This window comes from Streptomyces sp. NPDC059169 (assembly GCF_042755225.1).
Classification (GTDB): Bacteria; Actinomycetota; Actinomycetes; order Streptomycetales; family Streptomycetaceae; genus Streptomyces.
In genome coordinates, this window is the sequence record NZ_JBHZCF010000001.1 from 149,600 (window position 1) to 173,676 (window position 24,077).

22 protein-coding genes are annotated in these 24,077 nt (G+C 71.2%); 6 read left to right on the forward strand and 16 right to left on the reverse strand.

The annotated features are described in order from the left end of the window. The first annotated feature begins 109 nt into the window (after window positions 1–109). Window positions 110–667 (forward strand): PPA1309 family protein, encoded by a 558-nt coding sequence (locus tag ACFXOM_RS00645; RefSeq protein WP_384931820.1) that lies wholly within the window; start codon window positions 110–112, stop codon window positions 665–667. A 123-nt stretch (window positions 668–790) separates the two neighbouring features. Here ACFXOM_RS00645 and ACFXOM_RS00650 read toward each other — a convergent pair whose 3' ends face one another. The 4 genes from ACFXOM_RS00650 to ACFXOM_RS00665 all read right to left on the reverse strand — a co-directional run bounded on the left by ACFXOM_RS00650 (window position 791) and on the right by ACFXOM_RS00665 (window position 4,194). Then, window positions 791–1,885: a PDZ domain-containing protein gene (locus ACFXOM_RS00650; RefSeq protein WP_385036663.1), complete on the reverse strand. Its 1,095-nt coding sequence runs from the start codon at window positions 1,883–1,885 to the stop codon at window positions 791–793. A 105-nt stretch (window positions 1,886–1,990) separates the two neighbouring features. Continuing rightward, window positions 1,991–2,161 (reverse strand): hypothetical protein, encoded by a 171-nt coding sequence (locus ACFXOM_RS00655; RefSeq protein WP_384931825.1) that lies wholly within the window; start codon window positions 2,159–2,161, stop codon window positions 1,991–1,993. Window positions 2,162–2,433: 272 nt separating this feature from the next. Further along, window positions 2,434–2,892, reverse strand: coding sequence for a molybdenum cofactor biosynthesis protein MoaE (locus tag ACFXOM_RS00660; protein WP_384931828.1), 459 nt, complete (start codon window positions 2,890–2,892; stop codon window positions 2,434–2,436). 189 nt (window positions 2,893–3,081) lie between these two features. Further along, window positions 3,082–4,194 carry an SDR family oxidoreductase gene (locus ACFXOM_RS00665; protein WP_384931830.1) on the reverse strand — a complete coding sequence of 371 codons (1,113 nt, stop codon included), beginning with the start codon at window positions 4,192–4,194 and terminating at the stop codon, window positions 3,082–3,084. Window positions 4,195–4,384: 190 nt separating this feature from the next. On the opposite strand from ACFXOM_RS00665, the gene ACFXOM_RS00670 reads away from it, so the two are divergent. Beyond that, window positions 4,385–5,830, forward strand: a complete 1,446-nt coding sequence (locus tag ACFXOM_RS00670) for a zinc-dependent metalloprotease (RefSeq protein ID WP_384931833.1) — start codon at window positions 4,385–4,387, stop codon at window positions 5,828–5,830. After that, entirely contained in the window at window positions 5,827–6,348 is a 522-nt protein-coding gene (locus tag ACFXOM_RS00675; protein WP_384931836.1) for an NUDIX hydrolase, read from the forward strand. The genes ACFXOM_RS00670 and ACFXOM_RS00675 overlap by 4 nt, the downstream gene beginning before the upstream one ends. A gap of 62 nt (window positions 6,349–6,410) precedes the next feature. Here the strand turns inward: ACFXOM_RS00675 and ACFXOM_RS00680 are convergent, their stop codons facing one another. From ACFXOM_RS00680 to ACFXOM_RS00695, 4 genes are all read right to left on the reverse strand, one after another. Beyond that, window positions 6,411–7,166, reverse strand: coding sequence for an AIM24 family protein (locus tag ACFXOM_RS00680; protein WP_384931839.1), 756 nt, complete (start codon window positions 7,164–7,166; stop codon window positions 6,411–6,413). Between the two features lie 19 nt (window positions 7,167–7,185). After that, complete coding sequence (locus ACFXOM_RS00685; protein ID WP_384931842.1) at window positions 7,186–7,866, reverse strand: AIM24 family protein; 681 nt, start codon at window positions 7,864–7,866, stop codon at window positions 7,186–7,188. Window positions 7,867–7,879: 13 nt separating this feature from the next. Then, window positions 7,880–9,493: a TerD family protein gene (locus ACFXOM_RS00690; RefSeq protein ID WP_385036665.1), complete on the reverse strand. Its 1,614-nt coding sequence runs from the start codon at window positions 9,491–9,493 to the stop codon at window positions 7,880–7,882. A gap of 112 nt (window positions 9,494–9,605) precedes the next feature. After that, entirely contained in the window at window positions 9,606–10,202 is a 597-nt protein-coding gene (locus ACFXOM_RS00695) for a M48 family metallopeptidase (protein WP_384931848.1), read from the reverse strand. A gap of 240 nt (window positions 10,203–10,442) precedes the next feature. On the opposite strand from ACFXOM_RS00695, the gene ACFXOM_RS00700 reads away from it, so the two are divergent. Both ACFXOM_RS00700 and ACFXOM_RS00705 read left to right on the forward strand, forming a co-directional pair. After that, window positions 10,443–11,621 carry a ThiF family adenylyltransferase gene (locus tag ACFXOM_RS00700; protein ID WP_385036667.1) on the forward strand — a complete coding sequence of 393 codons (1,179 nt, stop codon included), beginning with the start codon at window positions 10,443–10,445 and terminating at the stop codon, window positions 11,619–11,621. 39 nt (window positions 11,622–11,660) lie between these two features. Then, a complete protein-coding gene (locus tag ACFXOM_RS00705) occupies window positions 11,661–13,109 on the forward strand; it encodes an ABC1 kinase family protein (protein WP_384931853.1) in 1,449 nt (482 codons plus the stop codon). A 485-nt stretch (window positions 13,110–13,594) separates the two neighbouring features. Here the strand turns inward: ACFXOM_RS00705 and ACFXOM_RS00710 are convergent, their stop codons facing one another. The 5 genes from ACFXOM_RS00710 to ACFXOM_RS00730 form a co-directional block, all read right to left on the reverse strand. Then, on the reverse strand, window positions 13,595–13,792 hold the full coding sequence (locus tag ACFXOM_RS00710) for a hypothetical protein (protein ID WP_384931855.1): 198 nt from the start codon (window positions 13,790–13,792) through the stop codon (window positions 13,595–13,597). 115 nt (window positions 13,793–13,907) lie between these two features. Further along, window positions 13,908–14,231: a hypothetical protein gene (locus tag ACFXOM_RS00715; RefSeq protein ID WP_384931856.1), complete on the reverse strand. Its 324-nt coding sequence runs from the start codon at window positions 14,229–14,231 to the stop codon at window positions 13,908–13,910. Further along, window positions 14,228–14,596 carry a WhiB family transcriptional regulator gene (locus tag ACFXOM_RS00720; protein ID WP_067028796.1) on the reverse strand — a complete coding sequence of 123 codons (369 nt, stop codon included), beginning with the start codon at window positions 14,594–14,596 and terminating at the stop codon, window positions 14,228–14,230. Before ACFXOM_RS00720 ends, ACFXOM_RS00715 begins: the two co-directional genes overlap by 4 nt. Window positions 14,597–14,765: 169 nt before the next feature. Further along, the gene (locus ACFXOM_RS00725) at window positions 14,766–15,095 is read right to left on the reverse strand and encodes a hypothetical protein (protein ID WP_384931860.1); all 330 of its coding nucleotides are present in this window, start codon (window positions 15,093–15,095) and stop codon (window positions 14,766–14,768) included. A 165-nt stretch (window positions 15,096–15,260) separates the two neighbouring features. Beyond that, the gene (locus ACFXOM_RS00730; protein WP_385036669.1) at window positions 15,261–17,438 is read right to left on the reverse strand and encodes an ATP-dependent DNA helicase UvrD2; all 2,178 of its coding nucleotides are present in this window, start codon (window positions 17,436–17,438) and stop codon (window positions 15,261–15,263) included. 174 nt (window positions 17,439–17,612) lie between these two features. Between ACFXOM_RS00730 and ACFXOM_RS00735 the strand changes: the two genes are divergently transcribed. Next, complete coding sequence (locus ACFXOM_RS00735; protein WP_384931866.1) at window positions 17,613–17,855, forward strand: mycoredoxin; 243 nt, start codon at window positions 17,613–17,615, stop codon at window positions 17,853–17,855. 138 nt (window positions 17,856–17,993) lie between these two features. Here the strand turns inward: ACFXOM_RS00735 and nudC are convergent, their stop codons facing one another. The 3 genes from nudC to ACFXOM_RS00750 are packed head-to-tail and all read right to left on the reverse strand — an operon-like array spanning window position 17,994 to window position 23,996. Further along, on the reverse strand, window positions 17,994–18,941 hold the full coding sequence (gene nudC, locus ACFXOM_RS00740; RefSeq protein ID WP_384931869.1) for an NAD(+) diphosphatase: 948 nt from the start codon (window positions 18,939–18,941) through the stop codon (window positions 17,994–17,996). 38 nt (window positions 18,942–18,979) lie between these two features. Next, the gene (locus ACFXOM_RS00745) at window positions 18,980–20,377 is read right to left on the reverse strand and encodes a dipeptidase (protein ID WP_384931872.1); all 1,398 of its coding nucleotides are present in this window, start codon (window positions 20,375–20,377) and stop codon (window positions 18,980–18,982) included. A gap of 10 nt (window positions 20,378–20,387) precedes the next feature. Beyond that, window positions 20,388–23,996, reverse strand: coding sequence for an ATP-dependent DNA helicase (locus ACFXOM_RS00750; RefSeq protein WP_385036671.1), 3,609 nt, complete (start codon window positions 23,994–23,996; stop codon window positions 20,388–20,390). Window positions 23,997–24,077 lie beyond the last annotated feature (81 nt).

The following is a 24,077-nucleotide window of genomic DNA, read 5'->3' on the forward strand; positions in this document are numbered from 1 at the left end:
GTCTCGTGCGTGTGCGGTAGGCCCACGCGATCGTAGAGCCCACTCATGCAACTTACTGAAGCTTTACCTAGTTCCCGACTCCGGGGCCGGAGGAGGCAGGATATTGGCCATGTCCAACGTTTCCCCCAGCGGCCCCCCGATGGCCGCGAGCCCGCTCACACGAGCGGTGCTCGAGATCGACGAGTACGCGTCCGGCCTCGGCTGGGACCAGCCCGCCCGACTCTTCGCCCTCGTCGACACCGCCCAGCTGCGCACCCAGGAGCCCGGGCTGGCGGCACAGCTCGGGCTCGACGACGGTGACGACTCCGCGCCGCTCACTCCCGTCGAACAGGACGAGATCCCCGCCGACTCCGCCCTCGACGAGTTCCTGGCCACCATCGCCTGGCCCGATGCGGTAGCGGGCTGCGCGCTGACGGTCGAGCGGCTGATGCTGCCGCCGTCGGCCGAGGCGGCCGTCCCCGACGGACTGGACGAGGCCGGCCTGGCGAAGTGGGTCGCGGCCCATCCGGACCGCCAGGAGGTCCGGATGACGGTGGCGGTCCTGCGTGACGGTGCCCGCGAGTCCGCGCTGCGGCTGCGTGAGAAGGACTCCCCCAGCGAGGTGCTCACCGGAGCGGACCTCGTGCCCGGACTGGCCGACGCCCTCTCGGCCACGTTCGAGGTGTAGCGCCGGGAGCTCCGCCACCAACGTCCACCGCCCCGTAGGCCGCAGGCCCGGAACGCCCCGGGAGCACTCGGGCGAAAAGGGGCGCGCCCGGCCCGGGGCGCGCCCCTGCAGTACGCGCCGGTATCAGCCCTTGGAACAGCTGGGCAGTCCGGCCGTGTTCCCGCTGCGGATCTTCTCCAGTGCCTTCATCGCGTCGTTGATGGTCTTGACCCTGACCAGGGTGAGTCCCTGCGGGGTGTCGGAGGCCGCGGCAGCGCAGTTGTCGCTGGGCGTCAGGAAGTACTCCGCGCCGGCATTGCGCGCGCCCACAAGCTTCATCTCGATGCCGCCGATGGGGCCGACCGTGCCTTGGTCGTCGATCGTGCCGGTGCCGGCGACGAACTTGCCCCCGGTCAGATCGGACGGGGTCAGCTTGTCGACGATGCCGAGCGCGAACATCAGCCCGGCGCTCGGTCCGCCCACGTCGGCGAGCTTGATGTCGACGGTGAACGGGAACGTGTGGTCCGTACCGGCCGTGATTCCCACGATGGTTCGGTCGACCTCCGCCGACTTCACGGTGTTGACCTGCACGTTCTGCGCGCCCGACGGCTCCTTGCCGGCCTTCTCGGCCGCAGCCGCCGCCTTGGCGGGCACGATCGAGAAGGTCACCTTCTCCCCGGGCTTGTGCTTGACGACGACCTTGGAGACGTCGTCGGGTCGCTTGACCGGCACACCGTCCACCGCGTTGATCACATCACCCGCGTGCAGTGTTCCCTGCGCCGGGCTGTCCTTGCGGACGGACGAGACCACGACTCGGGACTTCACCGGGATCTTCAGCTCCCGGAGGGCCGCGACCTTGGCGCTCTCCTGGGACTGGCTGAACTCCTCCGCGTTCTCCTGGTTGGACTGCTCTTCCGTCTTGCCGTCCGGGTACAGGGTCTCGTGCGGAACCACGATGTTGTCATGAGCCAGCCAGCCGTAGACGACCTCGGCCAGATTCATCCGGTAGTTCGCTCCGGTGACCCGGACCGTGGTCATGTTGAGGTGCCCGGTGGTCGGGAAGGTCTTGCGACCGGAGATCTGCAGGACCGGCTCCCCACCCGAGTCGCCCAGTGTGTTCACCGTCGGGCCCGGCGTCATCTCGGAGTAGGGGGGTGTCAGGAACGGGAACACACCCACGCAGAGCAGCACGATGAGGACGAGAGTGGAAGCGAGCATCGTCGCGGTGCGGCGTGGCATGGAACGACAGTACGGGACTCGCCCGTGGGTGCACCTGCCGGGCCGGTCCCGAGGGGTGGCCGGGGCACCGGGCTCGGCGGAGGGGGCGGCAGGAGGGCAGTGGTGTCAGACAGCGTCCGAACCGGAATGGGACTTCTCCATCGCGTCGCGGAAGCGCGCGTAACCCGCGAGCTCGGCAACGTCCCCGGTGGTCCGGTTCCTCGAAGCCCAGCCTCCCCATATCGCCGCGCCGATGGCAGCGATGAGCGGAATCAGCAACCAGGCAAGTGCTGCCATTCCGACCTCCCGACCCCGTGAGCTGGAGCAACCGCGTGAGCTGCTGACCGATCAGCAGATTAACCATCCGCCGCTTCAACGCTGGTGCCGGGGGGGTGGTTACGCAAATCGGGCAGGGTACCGGCCATACGGGTACCCGTTGGGCACTCGACCACGCACACGCCGGCCCGCCACCCGCTCGGCCACGAGTGGACTCCGCCGGCCCGGGGCGGACAGGACTGCACCCGGACCACCGCGCGCCGCACTCCACCCCGCGAGCGGCGCTCACGCGGTCATGCGCCCACCCACTCCTCGGTGCCGTCCGAGAACTGCTGGTGCTTCCAGATGGGAACCTCGTGCTTGAGGTCGTCGATGAGCTTGCGACAAGCGTCGAACGCCTCTCCGCGGTGCGGGCACGACACGGCGACGACCACGGCCAGGTCCCCGACCTCCAGGTCGCCCACCCGGTGGACGGCGGCCAGGGCGCGCACAGGGTATTCCGCGACCACCTTCTCCGCGACGCGGCGCATCTCCGCTTCGGCCGTCGGGTGGCACGAATAGCCGAGCGCATCGACGTCCTCACCACCGTCGTGGTTCCGCACGGTGCCCACGAAGAGCGCCGTGCCGCCGGCCGCCGCGTCCCCGACGGCGCGGAATACCTCGTCGACGGAGAGCGGGGTGTCGCGGATCGCCAGCAGACGGACGGGGTCCGCGGCCGCCTGCTCTCCGGGGTGGTCGTTCACGGGTGCCATGCGCCCATCGTGCCGCACCGCGCCGGCACCGCGGAATAGCGGTTTCGCCCGGCGGACGGCCGTCCCGTATTGGAGCCTCCTACAGACGGTGCCGCCCGGTCCTTGCCGCCACGTGCTGCCGCGGGTCGCCGCGGCCGGTCCTTGCCGCGTCCTCGCAGGCCTTCGGCGCCCCGGGCCGGGCGGCGAGCCCTACAGCCCCCTGCGCCTGCGGGCGCGGCGCACCAGCGCGGCCGTACCGAGCAGGGCGACGGTCGCACCGGCAGCGCCTGCGGCCGCGGTCGCGTCCTTGCGCCCCAGTCGGCGTCCGGCGACCGTATGGCGGCCCTCGACCTCCTCCAGGAGCGCGCCCAGCACCTCTTCGTTCGTCCACTGCGGGCGCCAGCCGGCGTCGTGCAACCGTCCGACGCTCACCACCCACGGGTGCATGGTGTACGCCAGGTCGCCGGCGGGGGACGGGGTGAGCCCGATCCGGTGCAGCCTGGCCGCAGCACCGAGCGCCACCGCGGACGGCAGTTCCATGCGACGGATGCCGCTGAGCGCCTCGACCTCCTCCTGCTCGAGCCAGCCGTCGCAGCCGACCGCCAACTCCCCGTCCACCTTCTCCAGAGCGGCGTACTCCAGAGCGCTCACCAGGTCCTCGACGTGGCAGAACTGCCACGTCGGACGGGAACCGGCGACGACGAGCAGGCGTGGCGACTCGAAGTAGCGCGTCAGCGCCGTGTCGACGCCGCCCACGAGGACCGCGGGTCGCACCACCGTGACGTTGAGTCCGGGGTGCGCGCGGGGCGCCCGGCGACCGAGGCGCTCGATCTCCAGCAGGTCACCCACCCCGGTGGCCTCGGCCGTGGCCCGCAGCTCCGCGTCCTCGGAGAGCGGAACGTCGTTGTCGGGCAGCGCTCCGTAGACCATCGCCGAGGTGCACAGGACGACCCGGTGGACCCCCGCCGCGGCGGCCGCGGTGAGCACCGTCTGCGTGCCCCGCACGTTGTAGGCGGTGCGCGCCGCCGAATCCGTCTCCAGGTCCAGGTCGAGCGCGAGGTGGACGACGACGTCCGCGCCGCGCAGCTTCTCCGCGATCGCCGGATCGCGGACGTCCAGGATGTGCCAGTGCGCCTCGGGGACGTCGCCCCGGCGCTCGTCGACGGCGATGACCTGCTTGATCTCATCGGACGCGACGAGGCGTCGGGTCAGCAGGTCGCCGACGCCGGAGGCGGCGCCGGTCACCGCGACCACGGGGCCGCGCCCCGTGGCCGGGGTCGAGTGGTTTCGCGCTGCGCGAACCTGCGGATCTGGGGAACTCACCAGGCGTCTCCAGCGGTTGTCTTCAGTACGTACGTGAAAGGCGCGTACGGACCAGGTGGCGTCCATCCTGCCGCAGGCCGCGAGTCGGCGGAGCACCGAGCCCTCGTCGGGCCCGGATGTCTAGGCTGGTGGTGTTGTCGGGCAGTCGCCGCCGGCGGGAAGCCGGCGGCCCTACGAGCCGAGGAAACCCGTGAGTGACACCCCATTCGGATTCGGCCTTCCGCCGGAGGAGCCGGAGAACGGCGACGAGGGCAAGAAGAAGGACCCCGCCGGAGGTGGGCAGGGTTCCGGTGGTGGCCCCGCCAACCCCTTCGGGTTCCCGGGCGCCGGAGCGGGCGGCCCGGGCGGCGGGGAGAATCCGTTCGCCGCGATGTTCGGCTCGCTGAACCCCACCGACCTGGGCGCGGCCTTCCAACAGCTCGGCCAGATGCTGAGCTACGAGGGCGGCCCGGTGAACTGGGACATGGCCAAGCAGATCGCCCGCCAGACGGTCTCCCAGGGCACACAGGACGGCACGAAGGACACGAGCGTCGGTCCGGCCGAGCGTTCCGCGGTCGAGGAGTCGGTGCGCCTCGCCGACCTGTGGCTGGACGGCGCGACCTCGCTGCCGTCCGGAGCGAGCACCGCGGTGGCGTGGAGCCGCGCCGAGTGGGTCGAGGCGACCCTCCCTGCGTGGCAGAAGCTCGTCGACCCGGTCGCCGAGCGCGTAGGACTGGCCATGGGCGACGTACTGCCCGAGGAGATGCAGGCCATGGCCGGCCCGCTGATCGGGATGATGCGCTCGATGGGCGGCGCCATGTTCGGCCAGCAGATCGGGCAGGCCATCGGCGTGCTGGCCGGCGAGGTCGTCGGCTCGACGGACATCGGGCTGCCGCTCGGCCCCGCGGGCAAGGCGGCGCTGCTCCCCCTCAACATCGCCGCGTTCGGCAAGGACCTGGGAATCGCGCAAGACGAGATCACGCTCTACCTGGCGCTGCGCGAGGCGGCCCACCAGCGGCTCTTCGCCCACGTTCCCTGGCTGCGTTCCCACCTGTACGGGGCGGTCGAGGGCTATGCACGCGGCATCAAGGTGGACACCAGCAAGCTGGAGGACGTGGTCGGCCAGTTCGACCCGTCCCACCCGGAGCAGTTGCAGGAAGCGCTCCAGCAGGGCATGTTCCAGCCGGAGGAGACCGCCGAGCAGAAGGCCGCCCTGGCTCGCCTCGAAACGGCCCTCGCCCTGGTCGAGGGCTGGGTGGACGCCGTCGTGCACGACGCCGCGAAGAACAGGCTGACGTCGGCGAACGCACTGCGCGAGACGCTGCGCCGCCGCCGTGCTTCGGGCGGCCCCGCGGAGCAGACGTTCGCCACGCTGATCGGTCTCCAGCTGCGTCCGCGACGCCTGCGCGACGCCTCCAGGCTCTGGGCCTCGCTCACCGACGCGCGCGGTCTCGACGGCCGCGACGCCCTGTGGGCGCACCCGGACATGCTGCCCACCGCCTCCGACCTCGATGACCCGGACGGCTTCGTGCACCGCGAACAGCTCGACTTCTCCGAGCTGGACAAGATGCTCGGGGAGGCCGCCAAGGGTCCGGGCGACACCACGGGCCGTACCGAAGGCGACGAGGACGACGGCAAGGACGACACCGACAAGTGAGCCTCCACGACGACGCGGCTCGCGTGCTGAAGGAGTACGCGGGGCAGGAGGAGCTGCGCCAGGTCTACCTGGACCACCTGGCCGACCACCCCGACGGGATGTGGAAGGCCTGCGGGGCCGGGCACCTGACGGCCAGCGCCCTGGTCGTGGACCCGTCGCACGACCGGGTGCTGCTCACCCTGCACAAGAAGCTGGGCATGTGGCTGCAGATGGGTGGGCACTGCGAGCCCGGTGACGACAGCGTGGCGGCGGCGGCCCTGCGCGAGGCCACGGAGGAGTCGGGGATCCCGGGTCTGACGCTGCTGGAGGGCGGTCCTGTGCAGCTGGACCGGCATTCGATTCCCGCGCCCTGCCACTGGCACCTCGACGTGCAGTACGTGGCGCTCGCCCCGTCGAACGCCACGGCGGCGATCAGTGACGAGTCGCTGGACCTGCGCTGGTTCGGATACGACGAGGTGGCGTCGGTCGCCGACGGCTCCGTGGTGCGGTTGCTGGAGCGCGCCCGCGCGCGGTTGTAGCGGGGCGCCCGCGGGACGAGGGGAGGGCCGCCGGATGCGGTCCGCCCCTCGCGCCGGCGTGTTCAGCTCCAGACGTTGCCCTGGTTCTGTGCGTGGGAACCGTGCTGCCCCATGCCGTACTGCGCCCGGACGCCCTGGCCGATCTGGGCGTTCTGCGGCGGGAGGAGCTCGCTGGGCTGGACGAGGGCGAAACCCTGGCCGAGGAAGCTCAGCTCCCAGCCCTCCCCGGTGCTGCCGCGGCGCCGCCAGACCCCGGACGAGTGGGTCTGGGCCTGCATCTGGACCCGGAGCGAGGACGACCAGGCCACGATCGCGTCGGCGTCCGCGTTGACGTACTTGTCCGGCGTGACCTGCATCATCAGCGGCTGTCCCGAGGTCATCAGAGCGATCTTGCCCTGACCGGAGACGTTGAGCTGGTACTTGCCCGAGCCGGAGATCCCGTACTGGCTGTCCACGGCGATGACTTCGGTGTGCAGGGTGGAGTCCAGAGCCAGGACGTAGGCGCTGTCCACGGTAAGGCCGTCCTGGTCGACGTCCACGACGTGGATGTACTGCGCCAGATTGGCGAAGTAGACGGTGCCCTGTCCCGAGCAGCGCATCAGGTCCAGTCCCTCGCCGGTGTTCGCACGGGCGCGCCGCTGGCTGTTCGACTGGTACTCACCGTCGAAGTCGATCAGGCCTTGGTAGGCGACCATCGCCCCCTTGCGGGCGAGGACGTCGTCGTGCCCGGTGAGGGAGACCCGCAGGAGCTGCGGATTCTGTACGACGTACCGCTCCTGGGACTGCTGTTCCGCGTGGTTGAAAAGCGGGCTCTGCATGGTGTGTTCTCGCTCCCCCTCAGCCCCGGGCCCGCAGGCGGTCGGTACTGTCCTCGCTCGGCTGTACGACGACGATGCCCTGCCCGGAGAAGGCCATCTGGTACGCCTCCCCGCTGCCCCGCCCGATCAGGGAGGAGGCCTTGAAGCTGCGCTTGCCCTTCACCTTGAGGTTCGGGGACCAGGCGACGAGGGCGTCCGGGTCCACGTACGTCTCGTCGTCACCGCGTCCGCAGTCGACGACGATCGGAGTGCCGCGCGAGGTGAGGGCGACCCAGCCGGTCCCCGCCACCGACACGTTCCACAGCCCCTGTCCGGCGAACTTGGCCAGGCCCTTGACCCGTTCGACACCCCACTGGAGGTGTGCGTCGAACGCGAGAAGGTTGGTGCCGTTGACCGAGATCGCGTCGTTGTTGAGGTTGACGACGACGACGTCGGCGCCGTAGTCGGCGAGGTAGAGCAGCCCGTCGCCGCTGCACCTCATGATGGGCGCGCCCTCGCCGGTCATCCACTGGGAGGCGACCTGGCGGACGGCCGGGGGGTTGGGCTCGTACTGGATGAAGCCCTCGTAGGCGACCATCGAGCCGGCTCGTGCGAACAGGTCCTGCCCGGAGGACATGGCGACCTTGAGCATCGTGCTGCCGTGGTTCTCCATACGAGCCGCCACGGGGGTCGGGGCGTAGCCCGCGAGTTGCTGGTTCATGTGTCGGGCTCCCTCAGACCTCGTACGGCTGGACGACGATGAAGTTGCCGGGGGCTCCCCGGAACTGCAGGTTGACGGTCTCTCCGCTGTGGCCCGGGTACGCGTTTCGGCGCAGCCGCACCTGGCTGGAAAGGATCACCTGGGACGCGGACGACCAGGCCACGACGGCGTTGGAATCGGCGAACGTGGTGGGCGTGACCGGCAGGACGACCGGAACACCGTGCGTCTTCACGATGACCGTTCCGGTGCCGTGGAACTGCATGGTGAACAGTGCGCCGCCGGGGATGCCGTGGCCCTCGATGCGCCGGACCTCGTGCTGCAGCGACTCGTCGAAGGCGAGGACGTTCTCCGCGGAGACGCAGATCCCGTCGCCCTGGAGCTCGATGGGGTGGAGGTGCGCGCCGCTCTCGGCGAGGAAGACCTGCCCGCGCCCGGTGCAACGCATCAGCTGCATCTCCTGGCCGGTGGCGTTGCCGACGATGCGGCCGGCGAATCCGGCACCCTTGTAGCTGAAGTCCACCTTGCCCTGGTACATGACCATGCTGCCCTGGCGGGCGAGCACGGGCGTGCCTCCCATCCCGAGGTCGACCCTCATGAGCTGCTGGTTCTGCGGGGTCCAGCGCTGGCCGGTGGGCAGCTCCTTGTACGCCTGGAGAGCCGCCTGGAGCCCTGCGCCGCCCTGGGGGACGCCGCCCGGCTGACCGTAGGGAGCGGGATGCTGACCGTAGGGGGCTGGAGCCCCCGGGACATGGCCGGCCGCCTGGCCCGGGACATGGCCGAACTGCGGTTGCTGCGGCTGTCCGTACGGGGCCGGCGGGGGCGGCGGGGGCACCGCACCGGCGGTGGGCGTGAACGGGGCGGCGATCGTCGGCGCCGAGTGCACCTGGGGGTTGACCGGCGCGGCAGCCGGTGCCGGAGCCGGGGCGGCGGGAGCACCGAACGGCGGTGCGGGCTGTGGGGCTTGGGGAGCTCGCGGGACCTGGGGAGCCTGGGGAGCTGCGGGTCCCGCGGGGACGCCGAACGCCGGGGCGGGCGCCGCCTGAGCCGGAGGGGCGAACCCGGGCGCGGCCTGCTGCGCCGTCTGCGGGGCGGGCTCCTCCTCGGCGACCTCACCGCCGAAGTTCTTCAGGAGCGCCTCGAGGCCGCCGTCGAAACCCTGGCCGACGGCCGCGAACCGCCATACGTCCTTGAGGTAGAAATCGCCCAGCATCACGGCGCGTTCGGTGGAGAACTCCGAACCCGTGAAGGCGTACCGCACGACCTCTTCGCCGCCCGCGACGATCCGGATGTACCCGGGACCGATCTGTGACATCTGGCCGGCGCCGTCGACGGTCGCGGTGAACGACAGCTTCCGGATGTGCGCCGGGATGCGGTCGAGCGTCACCCGGAATGACTCCGTGTCACCGGCCTGCGCCCCCAGCAGCTGAACGGACTCCTCGGGAGACTTCGGCTGGTTGAAGAAGATGAAATACCGGTCGTCCGACAACTGCTCATTGGCGTCGAGGCCGAAGCAACTGATGTCGAAGGTCAGTCCGGGTGCGGCGATTTGCACGCCCACGTACAGATCCGTTCCCGGCGTCAGATCGCTGATCTTGGCCTTGTGGCCGCGTTGGAATTCCCTGGCCATGCGTAACGACCGTCCCCCATCCCGACGAAAGGTGAATGCGTCGCGCCAGGCTAACGGCTGGGAACGACAAAGAGCCAAGCCGGTACGCATTCGGTACAGGATCGGACGGATGTCACTCTTCGCGCACGGCCGGTGCGTGGGGGAGACGGTCCGCGGCGACCACGCCCTCGAGGTAGCCGCGGGCGCGCTCCGTGCGCGGATAGGCCTCCAGCAGCGCCCAGAAGCGCGCTCCGTGGCCCGGCACGAGGAGGTGGGCGAGTTCGTGGACGAGGACGTAGTCGACGACGTACTCGGGCATCCCCTGCAGTCGGTGCGACAGGCGGATGCTGCCTTCTGCGGGAGTGCACGAACCCCAGCGGGTGTTCTGGTTGGTCACCCAGCGGACGGATGTCGGTACGGCCCGTCCGCCGAGGTACTGCTCCGACAGCCGCCGTGCGCGCTCCGACAGTTCCGCGTCGCCGAGGGTCCGCTTGCTCTCCTGTGCGGCGAGCTTGTCGAGCATCACCGTCACCCAGCGCCGCTCCTCCGCTTCGGACATCCGCGCCGGAATGAGGACGATGGTCCGGTCGCCCTCGCGGTACGCGGAGACCGTTCTCCTGCGCCTTGCGCTCCTGCGAACTTCGACCGCGCTCGTCGCGGACGGGCGGGGCACGGCTCGGCGGGTGCTGCGCTGCTGGTTCTCGGCGCTGCGCGGTGGGTCGGCGGACACGCCCCGACGTTACCCGCTGTCAGCACGGGAAGTCCCGCCCCCGAGAGCCCTCGAGCGTGATCCACTGTGCAACTCGCACCATTTGAACGACTAATGCGCAGCCCTGTGGATAACTTTCGGCGGGTTCCGCCGGGCCCGTGCATTCTGAGGGGGCGAAGGATCCACCCGAAAGATCGACGCGGGTGGCCGATGAGGATCGTGATCGGAAGAACGGCGAAACACGGCGGAACGGGGACGGCAATGCATCCGGTGGTGAAGCCCGCGCTGCGGCGCGCCTGGCGGGATCTGCGTCATGTTCAGTTCGGGGCGACCGCGGCGCACGCCGTGGTGGTGGGGCCCGTGGATACGGCGACGGGAAGCCTGCTGTCACTGTTCGACGGGACGCGTGGACTGCCACGGCTCCGTGAGGAGGCACGGGCCATGGGGCTGCCCGATGGACGGATGGACGCCCTGCTTCAGCGGCTGACGGCCTCCGGCCTCGTCGACGACGCGCAGGGCGGCGGACCGGCGGGCCACGCCCTGCGGCAGCGGTCCCGCGCCCTCGACAGGCTTCGCCCTGACCTCGCCTCGCTCTCGGTCGTCCACGGGGAACCAGGAGCCGGGATGCGGCGGTTGGCGGCCAGGGGTTCCGTGCGGATCCAGGTCAGGGGTGCGGGCCGGGTGGGAGCGGCGATCGCGGCGGTGCTCTCGGCCTCGGGGGTGGGCAACGTCCAGGTCATGGACGGTGGGTGCGTGGAGCTGTGGGACGTGGCTCCTGGCGGGCTGCCGTCCGGGGCGGTCGGCGGGCGCAGGGACGCGGCGGCCCGACAGCTGGTGCGGCGTTCGGCCCCGGACGGGACGTCACGCTGGGTCAGGGCGCCCGACGGGGTCCCGACCGAGGAGGAGCCGCCTCTGTCCCTCGTGATCGTCGCCCCGCGGGACGGCTTCGCCGCGTACGCTCCCGACCCGTCAACGACGGAGGGGTGGTTGGCGACCGGGACTCCCCATCTGTTCGCGGGCGTCGCCGAGGCGACGGGCGTCGTGGGCCCACTGGTGCTGCCGGGCGGCACCGCTTGTGCGGGCTGTCTCGGGCTGGCCCGAGCCGATCGGGACCCGGCATGGCCCCGGATGACGGCCCAGTGGCGATCCGGCCGTCGGAGCGCCGGAGCAGCCCCGTGCGACCTGTCGCTCGCCACCGCCGTCGCGGGCATGGCGGCGGCCCATGCGCTGTCCTTCCTGGACGGCGAGTTGCCCGCGACCACGGGAGTGCGGTGGGAGGCCTCCCTCCCGCTGCTCGACTGGCGGTTCGAGCACATCAGGGCACATCGTGACTGCACGTGCGGGGCTGCTGGGCAGACTGAGGGGGAGGACTTCCCGAGGACGGAGGCGCGGCAGGACACAATGGCCGGGGCAACCGCCGTCAACGGGACCATGCCGTAAGGCACATGCGGCACGGCAGTCTGGGAATTGGAGGGGCGCATGTCTGATCTTCCCCGGAAGGCGGTCACCCGGACCGCAAAGCTGGCCGCTCTGCCACTGGGCTTCGCGGGCCGCGCCACCTGGGGGCTGGGCAAGCGGATCGGCGGCAAGTCCGCGGAGATCGTCGCCCGCGAGCTGCAACAGCGCACCGCGGAGCAGCTGTTCAAGGTGCTCGGCGAGCTCAAAGGCGGCGCCATGAAGTTCGGGCAGGCCCTGTCCGTCTTCGAATCGGCCTTGCCCGAAGAGATCGCCGGACCCTATCGAGCGGCTCTCACCAAGCTCCAGGAAGCGGCTCCTCCCATGCCGACACGCACGGTCCACGACGTGCTGGCGCAGCGGCTCGGCGAGGACTGGCACGACCTCTTCCTGGAGTTCGACGACAAACCCGCGGCGGCGGCATCGATCGGTCAGGTCCACCGCGCCGTCTGGCACGACGGACGTGGGGTGGCGGTGAAGGTCCAGTACCCGGGGGCCGGGGAGGCGCTGCTCTCGGACCTCACCCAGCTGAGCAGGTTTGCCCGGCTGCTGGGGCCGCTGATCCCGGGCATGGACATCAAGCCGCTGATCACCGAGCTCCGTGATCGGGTGTCGGAGGAACTGGACTACGCACTCGAGGCCGAGGCCCAGCGGGCGCACGCGGCGGAGTTCGCAGAGGACCCGGACGTGGTGGTGCCCGACGTCGTCCACCATTCCGACCAGGTGTTGGTGACCGAGTGGATCGACGGCATACCGCTCGCCGAGGTGATCAGCGAGGGCGACCAGGAGCAACGGAACAGGGCGGGGCAGTTGCTGGCCCGCTTCCTCTTCTCCGGCCCCGCGCGCACCGGGCTGCTGCACGCGGATCCCCACCCGGGGAACTTCCGGCTGCTCCCGGCGGACACGGCACCGGAGGATGGTGACGAGTGCGGTGGGTGGCGGCTCGGTGTCTTGGATTTCGGAACGGTCGACCGGCTTCCCGGCGGCCTCCCCGCAACCATCGGCGCGTCGCTGCGGATGACCCTCGAAGGTGAAGCGGACTCGGTCTACGAACTGCTGTGTGAGGAGGGCTTCGTCAAGGAGTCGATCGAGCTCGCCCCGGACGCAGTGCTGGAGTATCTCCTACCGATCATCGAGCCGGCGGAGGTGGACGAGTTCACCTTCACCCGATCGTGGATGCGGGACCAGGCGGCGCGCATCGCCGATCCCCGCTCCCCCGCACACCAGTTGGGCAAGCAGCTCAATCTGCCCCCCTCGTACCTCCTCATCCACCGTGTGACGCTGAGCACCATCGGGGTGCTGTGCCAGTTGAACGCGACGGTGCGGCTACGTGACGAGCTGGAGTCATGGGTGCCGGGGTTCCTTCCCGTCGCGCAGGCACTCGTGGATCCGGACGCGCAAGGGGCTCCCGTAGTTCCGGTCGAGGGGGTGCAGCAGGAACCGGAGACGGACGGCGTGGCCGCACGAACCTGAGCGTCCGCGCACCGCCTCCGAGACGGAAGCGGGTCCCGGCCGACGCGCCGGACGCCCCGGCAGGCGGGAATTGCCCCGAGCCGGGGGCGCCGTCCTGGTGCGAGGCACTGTCCGCGGACCGGGGCGACCCCGCGCGTGAGCGACCTCACAGGGCCGGCGAACTGCGTGCTCGACGAGGAAACGGTCCTTGCCGCCGGACGAATGGCGAGGGCCCCTGGCAGCCGGGTCGGGTGGTTGCCGGGGTGTCCCTGCCCTCCTGCGAGGGAGGTGGCCCGCGACCGGGGAATCCCCGCACAGTGGGTAGCGCCGCCGCCGGTCGGCCACAGCTCCGGCCGCAGGTGGCGTGAGGGCCCCCGGCGACACCCCGTCCCGAGGGGTGGGCGGTGGTCCCGCCGACGCACGCGCGGCGGTCCCCGCCCGTGGGAGACGGCGATTGCGCCCTCCCCCGGGGTGTCCCCGGTGCAGGGGGGGCGAGCCGGATACCGTCACCACCAGGAGGAGTCGAGACGCCCCTCGATGGCCCGGATGTTCTCCCGGGCGCATTCCTCACAGAAGTAGTGGCGGCGGCCGTTCTCAACGGAGCAGGTCCAGGTCGGTGGCGTGCCTTCGGCGACGGCGCCGCACCGGGAACACACGACGTTCTCGGCACCCGGTCGGGCTGGGTGATGAGTCTGCTGGTCCACCTGGAGACGATACCTCCGCGCACGGCGTACGGCAGGGCAACGCACCGCGGGGGCCGGTCGCTTCGGACCGGCCCCCGCAGAAGGGCAGTGATGTCATCGGCTGACCGGCCGTCGGTCAGTGCATGACGGCCATGGCCAGAGCACGGCGGGCACGCATCGACGCGCGCTCGGCGCGCCGCTGCATCCGCCGAGCGGCGACGAGGCGCGCACCCTGGCGCTCCGCGTCGGCCTCCCGCAGACGCTCGTGCATATGGGCACGAGCGAGCGCTTCTGGGATGAGTTGCATCTCACGGTTCCTGTTCTGGCGCGAGGCGTTCGCGCCGATGGTGGTGACGTCTGGAGTGGCGGAGCCGGACGGCTCGCTGGTGGAAGAGGTCATCGGGGCCTGCTTCTGGGGATCGTGCGTGAGGGGGCGGTCGATGGTGCCGACGGTGTTCATGCCGTGACCGGGTTCTTGCGCGGGCGACCACGGGGCCGCTTGCGGGCGACGACGACACCCTGGACGAAGAGCTCCCCACCCCAGACACCCCACGGCTCACGCCGCTCCTTGGCGCCTGCCAGGCAGGCCTCCATCAGCGGGCAGGTCCGGCAGAGGGACTTGGCGTACTCGACGTCGGCCGGCGACTCGGCGAAGAAGACCTCCGGGTCGTAGGAACGGCAGGGGACGGGCACGCCGAGGTTCTCGATGGCGTCGTCGAGCGCGGTCAGCGCGGTGAGGGGGGTCAAGGGGGAGTCCTCCGTGAGGCCGGGCGGGGGGATCGTTTCGGAAGGCGGTACGGACGGGGCGTGCGCTTCGAGTTGCACGGTGGTGTTTTCCTCGTCTGGTCTGTCCGGCTGTTTGCCGGGCGTTGGCTGGTACCGGGTCTTGCTGGTCCCGAGGCTCCTTCGTTCCGTTTTCTCATCGGGGAAAACAGAAGGGCCGCGGATCCCTGGTGGGGTTCCGCGGCCCTGAAGGCGCCGGCCTGATCCTGGATCAGGCTGGATCACTCCAGGGTTCGAGCCCACGGAAGGCCCACATGAGGTGGTGGTGCGTCGTCTGCTTCTGGGTCCCGCCGGCACTGGCCGCAATGACATAGGCCTTGGCCTCTGCCGCTGCTACTCCTGCTTCCAGTGCCTTGGTCGGTCGCTCATCCCGTTCCCGGACGGGCAGACCCGCAGGGAAGGAAACCGGAAGGGCGGCCGGGAGGCCGGACAGACCGGTGCCAATGAACGCCGAACCGGAGAGGCCGAGCGAGCAGGCGGAGACGACCGAGCGATCGGTCATTTTGGCGGTGCGGATGAAGCTGGTGTTGGTGCTGATCACTGGAATCGCCTCCTCTCGGCGTCTCTGGGACCGGCCGGGGCCGATCACGCGTATTCGGATAAGTACAGCACGGCAACAGGGCTTCGGAGAAGCCGCTGTTCCCGTGGTTAAGAACCTATGGGGACCACTGGGGCCCGCGCAAACTATTTTCCCGACGATTTTGTATCAGTCGCCACCGCTACCGCCGTCAACCTCTTGACCTGCGCAGATGGCAAGAACGTCAGTGCCGAAGCGCTGCAGCTTGCGCCCGCCGACACCGGAGATCCCGGCCAACTCGCCCTCACTGCCGGGCACGGCCTCGGCGATGGCCATCAGGGTCTTGTCCGTGAAGACGCAGTACGCGGGCTGCCCCAGCTCCCTGGCCTGCTCGGAACGCCACTCACGGAGCCGCTCGTACAGGGCTTCGTCCATGTCGGAGGGGCACTCCTCACAACGCATCAGCTTCATCTCGCCCGCGTCGGTGAGGGTCTTGCCGCAGACCCGGCACAGAACCGGACCGCGCCGCTTGCGCCGACCGGTGGAACCCTCGCGCTCGACGCCACCACCACCGCCCGCGATGCGGCTCCCGGGCGCAACAGTGCCGGGCCGCAGTCCACTGAGGAAGCGGGTGGGCCGGCGGGAAGCCCTGCCACCGGGCGAGCGGGACAGCGCCCACGACAGGGACAGGTGGAGCCGGGCCCGGGTGACGCCCACGTACAGCAGGCGCCGCTCCTCCTCGACCTGGTCATCGGTCTTGGCGTAGGTGATCGGCATCATTCCCTCCGTGAGGCCGACCAGGAACACCGCGTCCCACTCCAGGCCCTTCGCGGAGTGGAGCGAGGCGAGGGTGACCCCCTGCACGGTGGGCGCGTGCTGGGCGGCGGCCCGCTCGTCGAGCTCCGCGACCAGGTCGGCGAGGCTCGCTTCGGGCTTGGCGCGGGCGAAGTCCTCGGCGAGGCGGACCAGGGCGGCAAGGGACTCCCAGCGGTCCCGCACCGCGCCGGAACCCGCCGGAGGTTCGCTGGTCCAGCCCTTGGTGGAAAGCACGGCGCGAACCTGCGCGGGAAGGCCCTCGGCGTCGTCGAGCAGGGCGTCGTTGCCCCCGGCGCGTGCGGCACCGCGCAGGGCGACTCCTGCCTCCCGTACCTCGGCCCGCTCGAAGAAGCGCTCGGCACCACGCAACTGGTAGGGGACTCCGGCGTCGGCGAGCGCCTGCTCGTAGACCTCGGACTGGGCGTTGACCCGGAACAGCACGGCGATCTCACCGGCGGGGACCCCGGAGGCGACGAGTTCGCTGATGCGGCGGGCGGTCCCTTCGGCCTCGGCCGGTTCGTCGGCGTACTCGGTGTAGGCGGGCTCGGGTCCCGGGTCGCGCTGCGAGATCAGCTCCAGCCGGTGCTCGGCCGCCCGGCCACGGGCCTGGTTCAACAACCCGTTGGCGAGGTGGACGACCTGAGGGGTGGACCGGTAGTCACGGACCAGTTTGACGACTGTCGCGTGCGGGTGCCGGGTGCGGAAGTTCAGCAGGTGGTCCGGGGTCGCGCCGGTGAAGGAATAGATCGTCTGGCTGGCGTCGCCGACGACGCACAGGCTGTCCCGGTCACCGAGCCACAGCTCCAGCAGCCGCTGCTGGAGCGGGGAGACGTCCTGGTACTCGTCCACCACGAAGTGCTGGTACTGGCGGCGGATCTGGTCGGCGATGTCGTGGCGGTCCTGGAGGATCCCCACGGTGAGCAGGAGGACGTCCTCGAAGTCGATCACTGAGCGGTCGCGCTTCAGCTGCTCGTACAGCGCATAGATCTGGCCGATCTCCGCCGCATCGCGGGGAGCGTCGCGGTGCGCCTTGGCCACGGCAGCCGGATAGTCGGCGGGAACCGTCTGGGTGACCTTGGCCCACTCGATCTCGCTGGTCACGTCCCTGAGCTCATTGCGGTCGAGCCGGATGCGGCAGCGCGCCGCAGCCTCGGCGACCTGCTGGACCTTCCGCTCCAGCAGCCTCGGCACCTCGCCGCCGACGACTTTCGGCCAGAAGTACTGGAGCTGCCGGAGGGCAGCCGAGTGGAAGGTGCGGGCCTGCACTCCCCCGGCGCCGAGCTGGCGCAACCGCCCCCTCATCTCCCCCGCGGCACGATTGGTGAAGGTGACGGCCAGCACACTCGCGGGCTGGAGCACGCCGGCCCGCACCCCGTACGCGATGCGATGGGTGATCGCACGGGTCTTGCCCGTGCCGGCACCCGCCAGGACGCACACCGGGCCGTGCAGGGCCGTCGCGACCTCGCGCTGCTCGGGGTCGAGCCCGTCGAGCACCGCGTCCGCCGATTCGGGGACCTGGGGGAACAAGGTGGAGTCCGTTGCTGCTGTCACCCCGCCATGCTGCCAGGTCCGGCGAGGACACCGGGACGGTTGTCCACAGCGGGGCGGGAGCAGTCGTACTTATGCGGGAATGGAGACCGGATCGCGTACGTTCGACTACCCGGACACCCCCATGGGGCACCCGGTGGACAGCCGGGGCCCACGAGCAAGAGGAGCGCGGAGACGATGCAGGGATCTCTGACGATGTACAGCACGACCTGGTGCGGCTACTGCCGGCGGCTGAAGGGCCAGCTGGAGCGGGAAGGCATCAGCTTCGTCGAGGTCAACATCGAGGAGGACCCGCAGTCGGCGGCTTTCGTGGAGAAGGCCAACGGCGGCAACCAGACAGTCCCCACCGTGCTCTTCGCGGACGGCTCGACCCTGACCAATCCCTCGCTGGCCCAGGTCAAGCAGAAGATCGGCGTCTGACGGCGTTCCCCGCGCCGGTCCCGCGCCCACAGTCGGTGCCGCGTCGCCGACAGGGACGGCGCGACCCCGTTCCGGCGCGGGGTCCGGGCCCGCCTCGGCGCGGCGAACCCGCCCGTGCGGCGCGGGGTCCGGAGGGCCTCAGGCGAGCGATCCGGGCTTCGGCAGGGGCTTGCCGTACCAGAGCTCGATGAGCCGGGCCGCGATCGAGATCCCGTAGGGAGGCAGCACCTCCCCCGACTCGAACGCGGCCCGCAGGTCCTCGCGGGAGAACCAGCGCGCCTCGTGGATCTCCTCCCCGTCCACGACGATCTCGGACGACGTGGCGCGGGCCATGAAACCCAGCATCAGGCTGGACGGGAAGGGCCAGGGCTGGCTGGCGACGTACTCGACGTCGCCGACGGTGACGCCCGCCTCCTCGAACACCTCACGGACCACGGACTGCTCGATCGACTCGCCGGGCTCGACGAAACCGGCCAGCGTTGAAAAGCGGCCCTCGGGCCAGTGCACCTGGCGGCCGAGCAGTGCGCGGTCCTCCTCGTCCGTCACCAGCATGATCACCGCGGGATCGGTGCGCGGGTAGTGCTCGGCGCCGCACGCCGGGCAGCGCCGGACGTGCCCGGCCGCCGCGATGACCGTGCGCTCGCCGCAACGCGAGCAGAAGCGGTGCAACCGCTGCCAGTTCTCCAGGGCGACGGCGTGCACCAGGAGCCCGGCGTCGCGCGGGGACAGCAGCAACCCGGCCTCGCGCAGCCCTGCCGGACGCGCCGACTGGTCGATCCGCCCGGGCAGGGAGTCCTTCTGCAGTGCGAAGTAGCTGACGCCGTCCTCGTCCGTGCCCAGGAAGTACCGGTGGGTCTCGGTGACCGGTGCCTCGAAGGCCGGAGTCATGACCAGTTCGGTGCGGCCGTCGGGTGCGTCGTCGACCAGTACCTGTCCGCCGGAGACGACGAACACCCGGGTCGACGGATGGCTCCACGCCGCAGCCAGCCAGGCCTCGTCGAGCCGGTGGTGGGCCGCACGGTCGATGCCGCTCGGCGCAGTGAGGCCGATCGGACGGTCGTCGGCGACGTGGTTGAAGGTGCTCACAGGTACTTCCAACTCCCCCGGGGTGGACCGGTTGTCTGTCATCGGAGGGCGCCGGCCAGGTCGCCCCACAGGTGGGCGGTGGCCTCGACACCCTTGAGCAGCAGGTTCAGCTCGACCTTTTCGTTCGGTGCGTGCCATCCGTCGGACGGTACGGAGATACCCAGGAACAGCACGGGCGCACCGAGCACGTCCTGGAGGTCGGCAGCCGGCCCCGAGCCGCCTTCGCGGGTGAAGCGGATCTTCTGCCCGTCGAAGGCCCGCCCCATGGAGCGCGCGACCGCCTGGAGGGCGGGGTGGTCCAGCGGGGTGAGACAGGGGCGGGTCGACGCGCCGAAGGCGACCTCGTATCGCACGCCGGCCGGGATCCGGGAGGCGACCCAGGTACGGACCGCTTCCTCGATCCGGTCCGGGTCCTGTCCCGCGACGAGGCGGAAGGAGAGCTTCAGCCTGGCCGAGGACGGGATGATCGTCTTGCCGCCGGGCCCCTGGTAGCCGGCTCCGATGCCGTTGACCTCGGCTGTCGGGCGGGCCCAGACGCGTTCCAGAGTGGAGTGACCTGCCTCGCCGAGCGTCCCGTGCGACGCTGCGGACCGCAGCCACTCCGTCTCGTCGAACGGCAGCTCGGCGAAGAGCTCGCGCTCGGTGTCGGTCAGCTCCGCGACGCCGTCGTAGAACCCGGGCACGGCGACCCGCTCGTGCTCGTCGTGGAGTGCGGCGACGATCCGCGCGGCGATGGTGGCCGGATTGGGCACGGCGCCACCGAAGGAGCCGGAGTGGATGTCCTGGTCGGGGCCGTGCAGTGTGATCTCGCAGTCGGCGAGTCCGCGCATGCCGGTGCAGACGGTGGGCGTCCTCTCGGACCACATGCCGGTGTCGGAGACGATCACCACGTCGGTGGCGAGCCGGTCGGCGTGGCTCTCCACGAGGTCGCGGAAGTGCGGGGAGCCCGACTCCTCCTCACCCTCGACGAGGAGCTTCAAGTGGACCGCCGGGGTGGTGCGGCCGGTGGCCGCGAGGTGTGCCCTCACCCCGAGGGTGTGGAAGAAGACCTGCCCCTTGTCGTCGGCCGCGCCCCGGCCGTACATCCGGCCGTCCGCGACGACCGGCTCGAACGGGTCGGTGTGCCAACCGTCCTCGCGGGCGGCCGGCTGAACGTCGTGGTGGCCGTAGACGAGCACCGTGGGCGCGTCCGGATCACCGGACGGCCACTCGGCGAACACGGCGGGCGCACCGTCCGTCTCCCAGATCTCGGCGGTCGGGAAGCCGGTCTCCTTGAGCTTGTCCGCGAGCCACTGCGCACTGCGCCGCACGTCCCCGTCGTGCTCCGGCTGGGCGGAGACGGACGGGATGCGCAGCCACGCGGCGAGGTCGTCGAGGAAGACCGTGCGGTGTTGCGCTATGTACGTGCGGACGGCGTTGTCCGGGGTGTCGCTCATGGGCTTGAGCCTATCCGGCGCCGGGTGCCTGATCGCCCGCCCGGTCGTGTACCGGATCATGCTCCGGACCGGGCGCACGGACGCGCGCGGGGTCGCGCACGAGGCGCTCGGACGGCTCCCCCAGGAGGATGCGCTCCAGGCCTGCACGCCCCGGCAGTCCTTCGGGGCGGATGACCTCCCCCGTACGCACGTGGACGAACGCCGCCGCGACGGCGTCCGGTGGGAGGCCGTGCTGCTCGGCCCAGGCGAGGCGGTAGACGGCGAGCTGGAGCGGGTCGGCATCGCGGGGCCGGCCGGTTTTCCAGTCCACGATCTCGAACGCGCCGGTCGTCTCGTCCCGGTAGACCGCGTCGATGCGGCCCCTGATGACGCGCCCCGCGAGGGCGAGCTGGACGGGAGCCTCCACCCGGTACGGAGTGCGCTGTGCGTAGGAGGTGCGTTCGAATGCCTTCTTGAGCGCCGTGAGTTCGCGTTCGTCGGCGATCGCCGCGTCGTCCGGGTCGCTGCCGGGGAGCTCTTCGGGGCCGAGCATGGGCAGCGGCAGTTCTTCGAAGCGCGATTCCACCCAGGCGTGGAATCGCGTGCCCCGGCGTGCGCCCCGCTGCGGCGGTCGAGGCATGGGCCGGGCCAGCTCCTGGGCGAACCCGTCGGGGTCCGCGGCCAGCCGCAGCAGCTGGGACGCGGAGAGCGAGGTGGGGACGGGTACGTCCCGCACCGCGGCGCGGGCCCGGCGCAGCTCACCGGTGAGCGCGTCGAGGTCGCGGTCCCAGGAGGCGATGGTCCTGGCGTCTTCGGCGGTGAGTGCTTCGCCGCGCTGCGCGGGGAGGCTGATTCGGCCCCGGGCGCCGCTCTCCGTGGACCGACCGGTGGGCGCCGACGCGGGTCGTCCGGCGCCATCAGGGTGGTCGGGCGCGCCAGGGCCGTCGTCGGGGTCGGGCCAGGGCCCGAGGTCCCGGTGGTCAGCCGCCCCGTCGTCGAGCCACGGCCCTTCCTCGGGGTCGGTGAGCTCCTCCGGCCAGAGGTCGTCGGCGGCGGCGGAAGCCGGAGACACCTGACGGAGGGCGTCCGGTTCCCCGAGCGGCGTCGGCCCGGCCGGCTCGGGGTCGGGACCGACGAAGGCGGGCAGGTGCCCCAGCACCGTGTCCGCGGCGGCGCGGCGGCGGGCGGCGGCGGCCGGGTCCAGGGGCAGTGGCCAGTCCTGTTCGGTCGTCTTCTCGCGCAGTGCCGGGTTCTCGGCGTCTTCGGGCGGCTCCTCGGCCCACGCCTCGATCTCGCCGAAGCCCGCCGCACAGTGGTCGTAGAGGGCGTGCAGGAACGTGGAGGGGCCGCGCCGCCGCTTCTGGGTCGGCCCCCACCAGTGGGCGGAGGCCAGCAGCAGCGAACGGGGGCGGGTGAAGGTCACGTAGCCCAGCCGGAGCTCCTCCGTGTGCTGGTGGTCCTTCATCGCCTCCTTGAACGCCTTGAGGCCCTTGGCGTCCCAGGAGGTGATGTCCGGCAGGGTGTCGGCGTCGCCCCGCAGCACATGGGGCAGGACCTTCGCCTGGGAGGTGAAGGACTCGCGGGAGCGGGTGCTCGGGAACTGGTCGTTCACCAGCCCGGGCACCGCGACGACGTCCCACTCCAGTCCCTTGGACTTGTGGGCGGTGAGCACCTTCACCGTGTTCTCCCCGCCGGGCAGGGCGTTGTCGAGGCCCTTCTCGTACTGCTCCGCGGTGCGCAGGAAGCCCAGGAACGCCAGCAGCGTCGCCTCGCCGTCCAGGGAGGCGAAGGATGCCGCGACGTCCAGGAAATTGGCGAGCGTCTCGCGGCGGCGGGCGGCGAGCGCGTGCGGCGACGCGGAGAGCTCGACATCCAGTCCCGTGGCGGCGAGTACCCGGTGCAGGACGTCCATCAGCGGGTCGGCGAGGGAGCGCCGCAGCTCGCGCAGTTCGGTGGCCAGGCGGGCGAAACGGACGCGGGCTTCGCCGGAGAACGGCAGCCCGTCGTCCGGCCCGGCGGATTCCAGGAAGGTGTCGAGGGCGTCGGCGAGCGAGACCACTTCGGCCGGGTCGGTGCCTTCGACGGCTGCGGCGAGCCGCTCGTCGGGGCCCTCGGCGCCGTCTCCCGAGCGGTGGACGAGGAGCCTGGCACGGCGCCCGAGCAGCGCCAGGTCCCGGGGACCGATGCGCCAACGGGGTCCGGTGAGCAGCCGGACGAGCGACGCGTTGGCACCGGGGTCCTGCAGGACCTCGCAGACGGCGACCAGGTCGGCGACTTCCGGGAGGTGCAGCAGCCCGGACAGCCCGACGACTTCGACCGGGACGTCCCGGGCGACGAGTTCACCCTGGATCGCGGCGAAGTCCCCGGCGGTACGGCACAGGACGGCGATCTCCCCGGGCTCCTTGCCGGTGCGGACGAGGTGGGTGATCGAGTCGGCCAGCCACGCGATCTCCTCGGCGTGGGTGGGCAGCAGGCCGATGCGCACGACGCCGTCCCGCTCCGCCCCGGGGGCGGGACGCAGCGCCTCGACGCCGTGGTGGCGGGCGCGCAGCGGCTCGGCGAGGCCGTTGGCGAGGTCGAGGAGACGACCGCCGCTACGTCGGTTCTCGCTGAGGGAGAACCGAGTGGCGGGGCTCCCGTCCGCGTACGGGAAGTGGGACGGGAAGTCGTCCAGGTTGGCGACGGAAGCGCCGCGCCAGCCGTAGATCGCCTGACAGGGGTCGCCCACGGCGGTGACGGGGTGGCCGGTGCCGGACCCGAACAACGCGGAGAGCAGCAGCCGCTGCGCCACGGAGGTGTCCTGGTACTCGTCGAGCAGGACCACCCGGAACTCGTCGCGCAGGATGCGGCCCGCTTCCGGGCGGGTACGGGCGAGTTCCGCGGAGAGGGCGATCTGGTCGCCGAAGTCGAGGAGGTCGCGGGCCCGCTTCGCAGCGCGGTACTGCTCGGTGAGCTCCAGCAGCTCGAGTCGGGCTGCGGCCGCTTCGGGGACCTTGCGCAGCTCGGCGTTGGTCAGTCTCACGGACTCCAGGGCTTCGAGCAGTGCGGCGTCGTGTCGACGCAACTGCTCGGGTCGTACGAGGTGTTCCGAGAGCTCCGCGTCGAGCGCGAGCAGATCACTGACCAGAGAGGAGAAGGACTTGGTCAGCGCGGGGTAGGGCCCGGGCGCCTCGCGCAGCACGCGCGCGGCGAGCTGGAAACGGGTGGCGTCCGCGAGGAGCCGTGCGGTCGGTTCGAGGCCTATGCGCAGACCGTGATCGGTGAGGAACTGCCCGGCGAAGGCGTGGTAGGTGGAGATCCGGGGCTCGCCGGACGGGGGGTCACCGGGGGACGCGGCAGCGGGGGCGACGGGGTCCGGATCGGTGATACCGGCCCGGACCAGTGCCGTACGGACGCGCTCGGCGAACTCCCCCGCGGCCTTGTTCGTGAAGGTCAGGCCGAGGACCTGCTCGGGGGCGACCCGACCGGTGCCCACGAGCCACACCACACGTGCCGCCATCACCGTCGTCTTCCCCGAGCCGGCTCCGGCCACGATGACCTGCGGGGCGGGCGGCGCGGTGATGCAGGCCGTCTGCTCCGGGGTGAACGGGATCCCGAGGAGCTCCTTGAGCTGCTCGGGATCGGTGATGCGTGCGGACACACCGGAGAGGCTATCGGGGGCCACTGACATCGATGCTGACGGTGCCCGTCGCCCCCGGAGCACACCCGGGCCCCGGCGTCC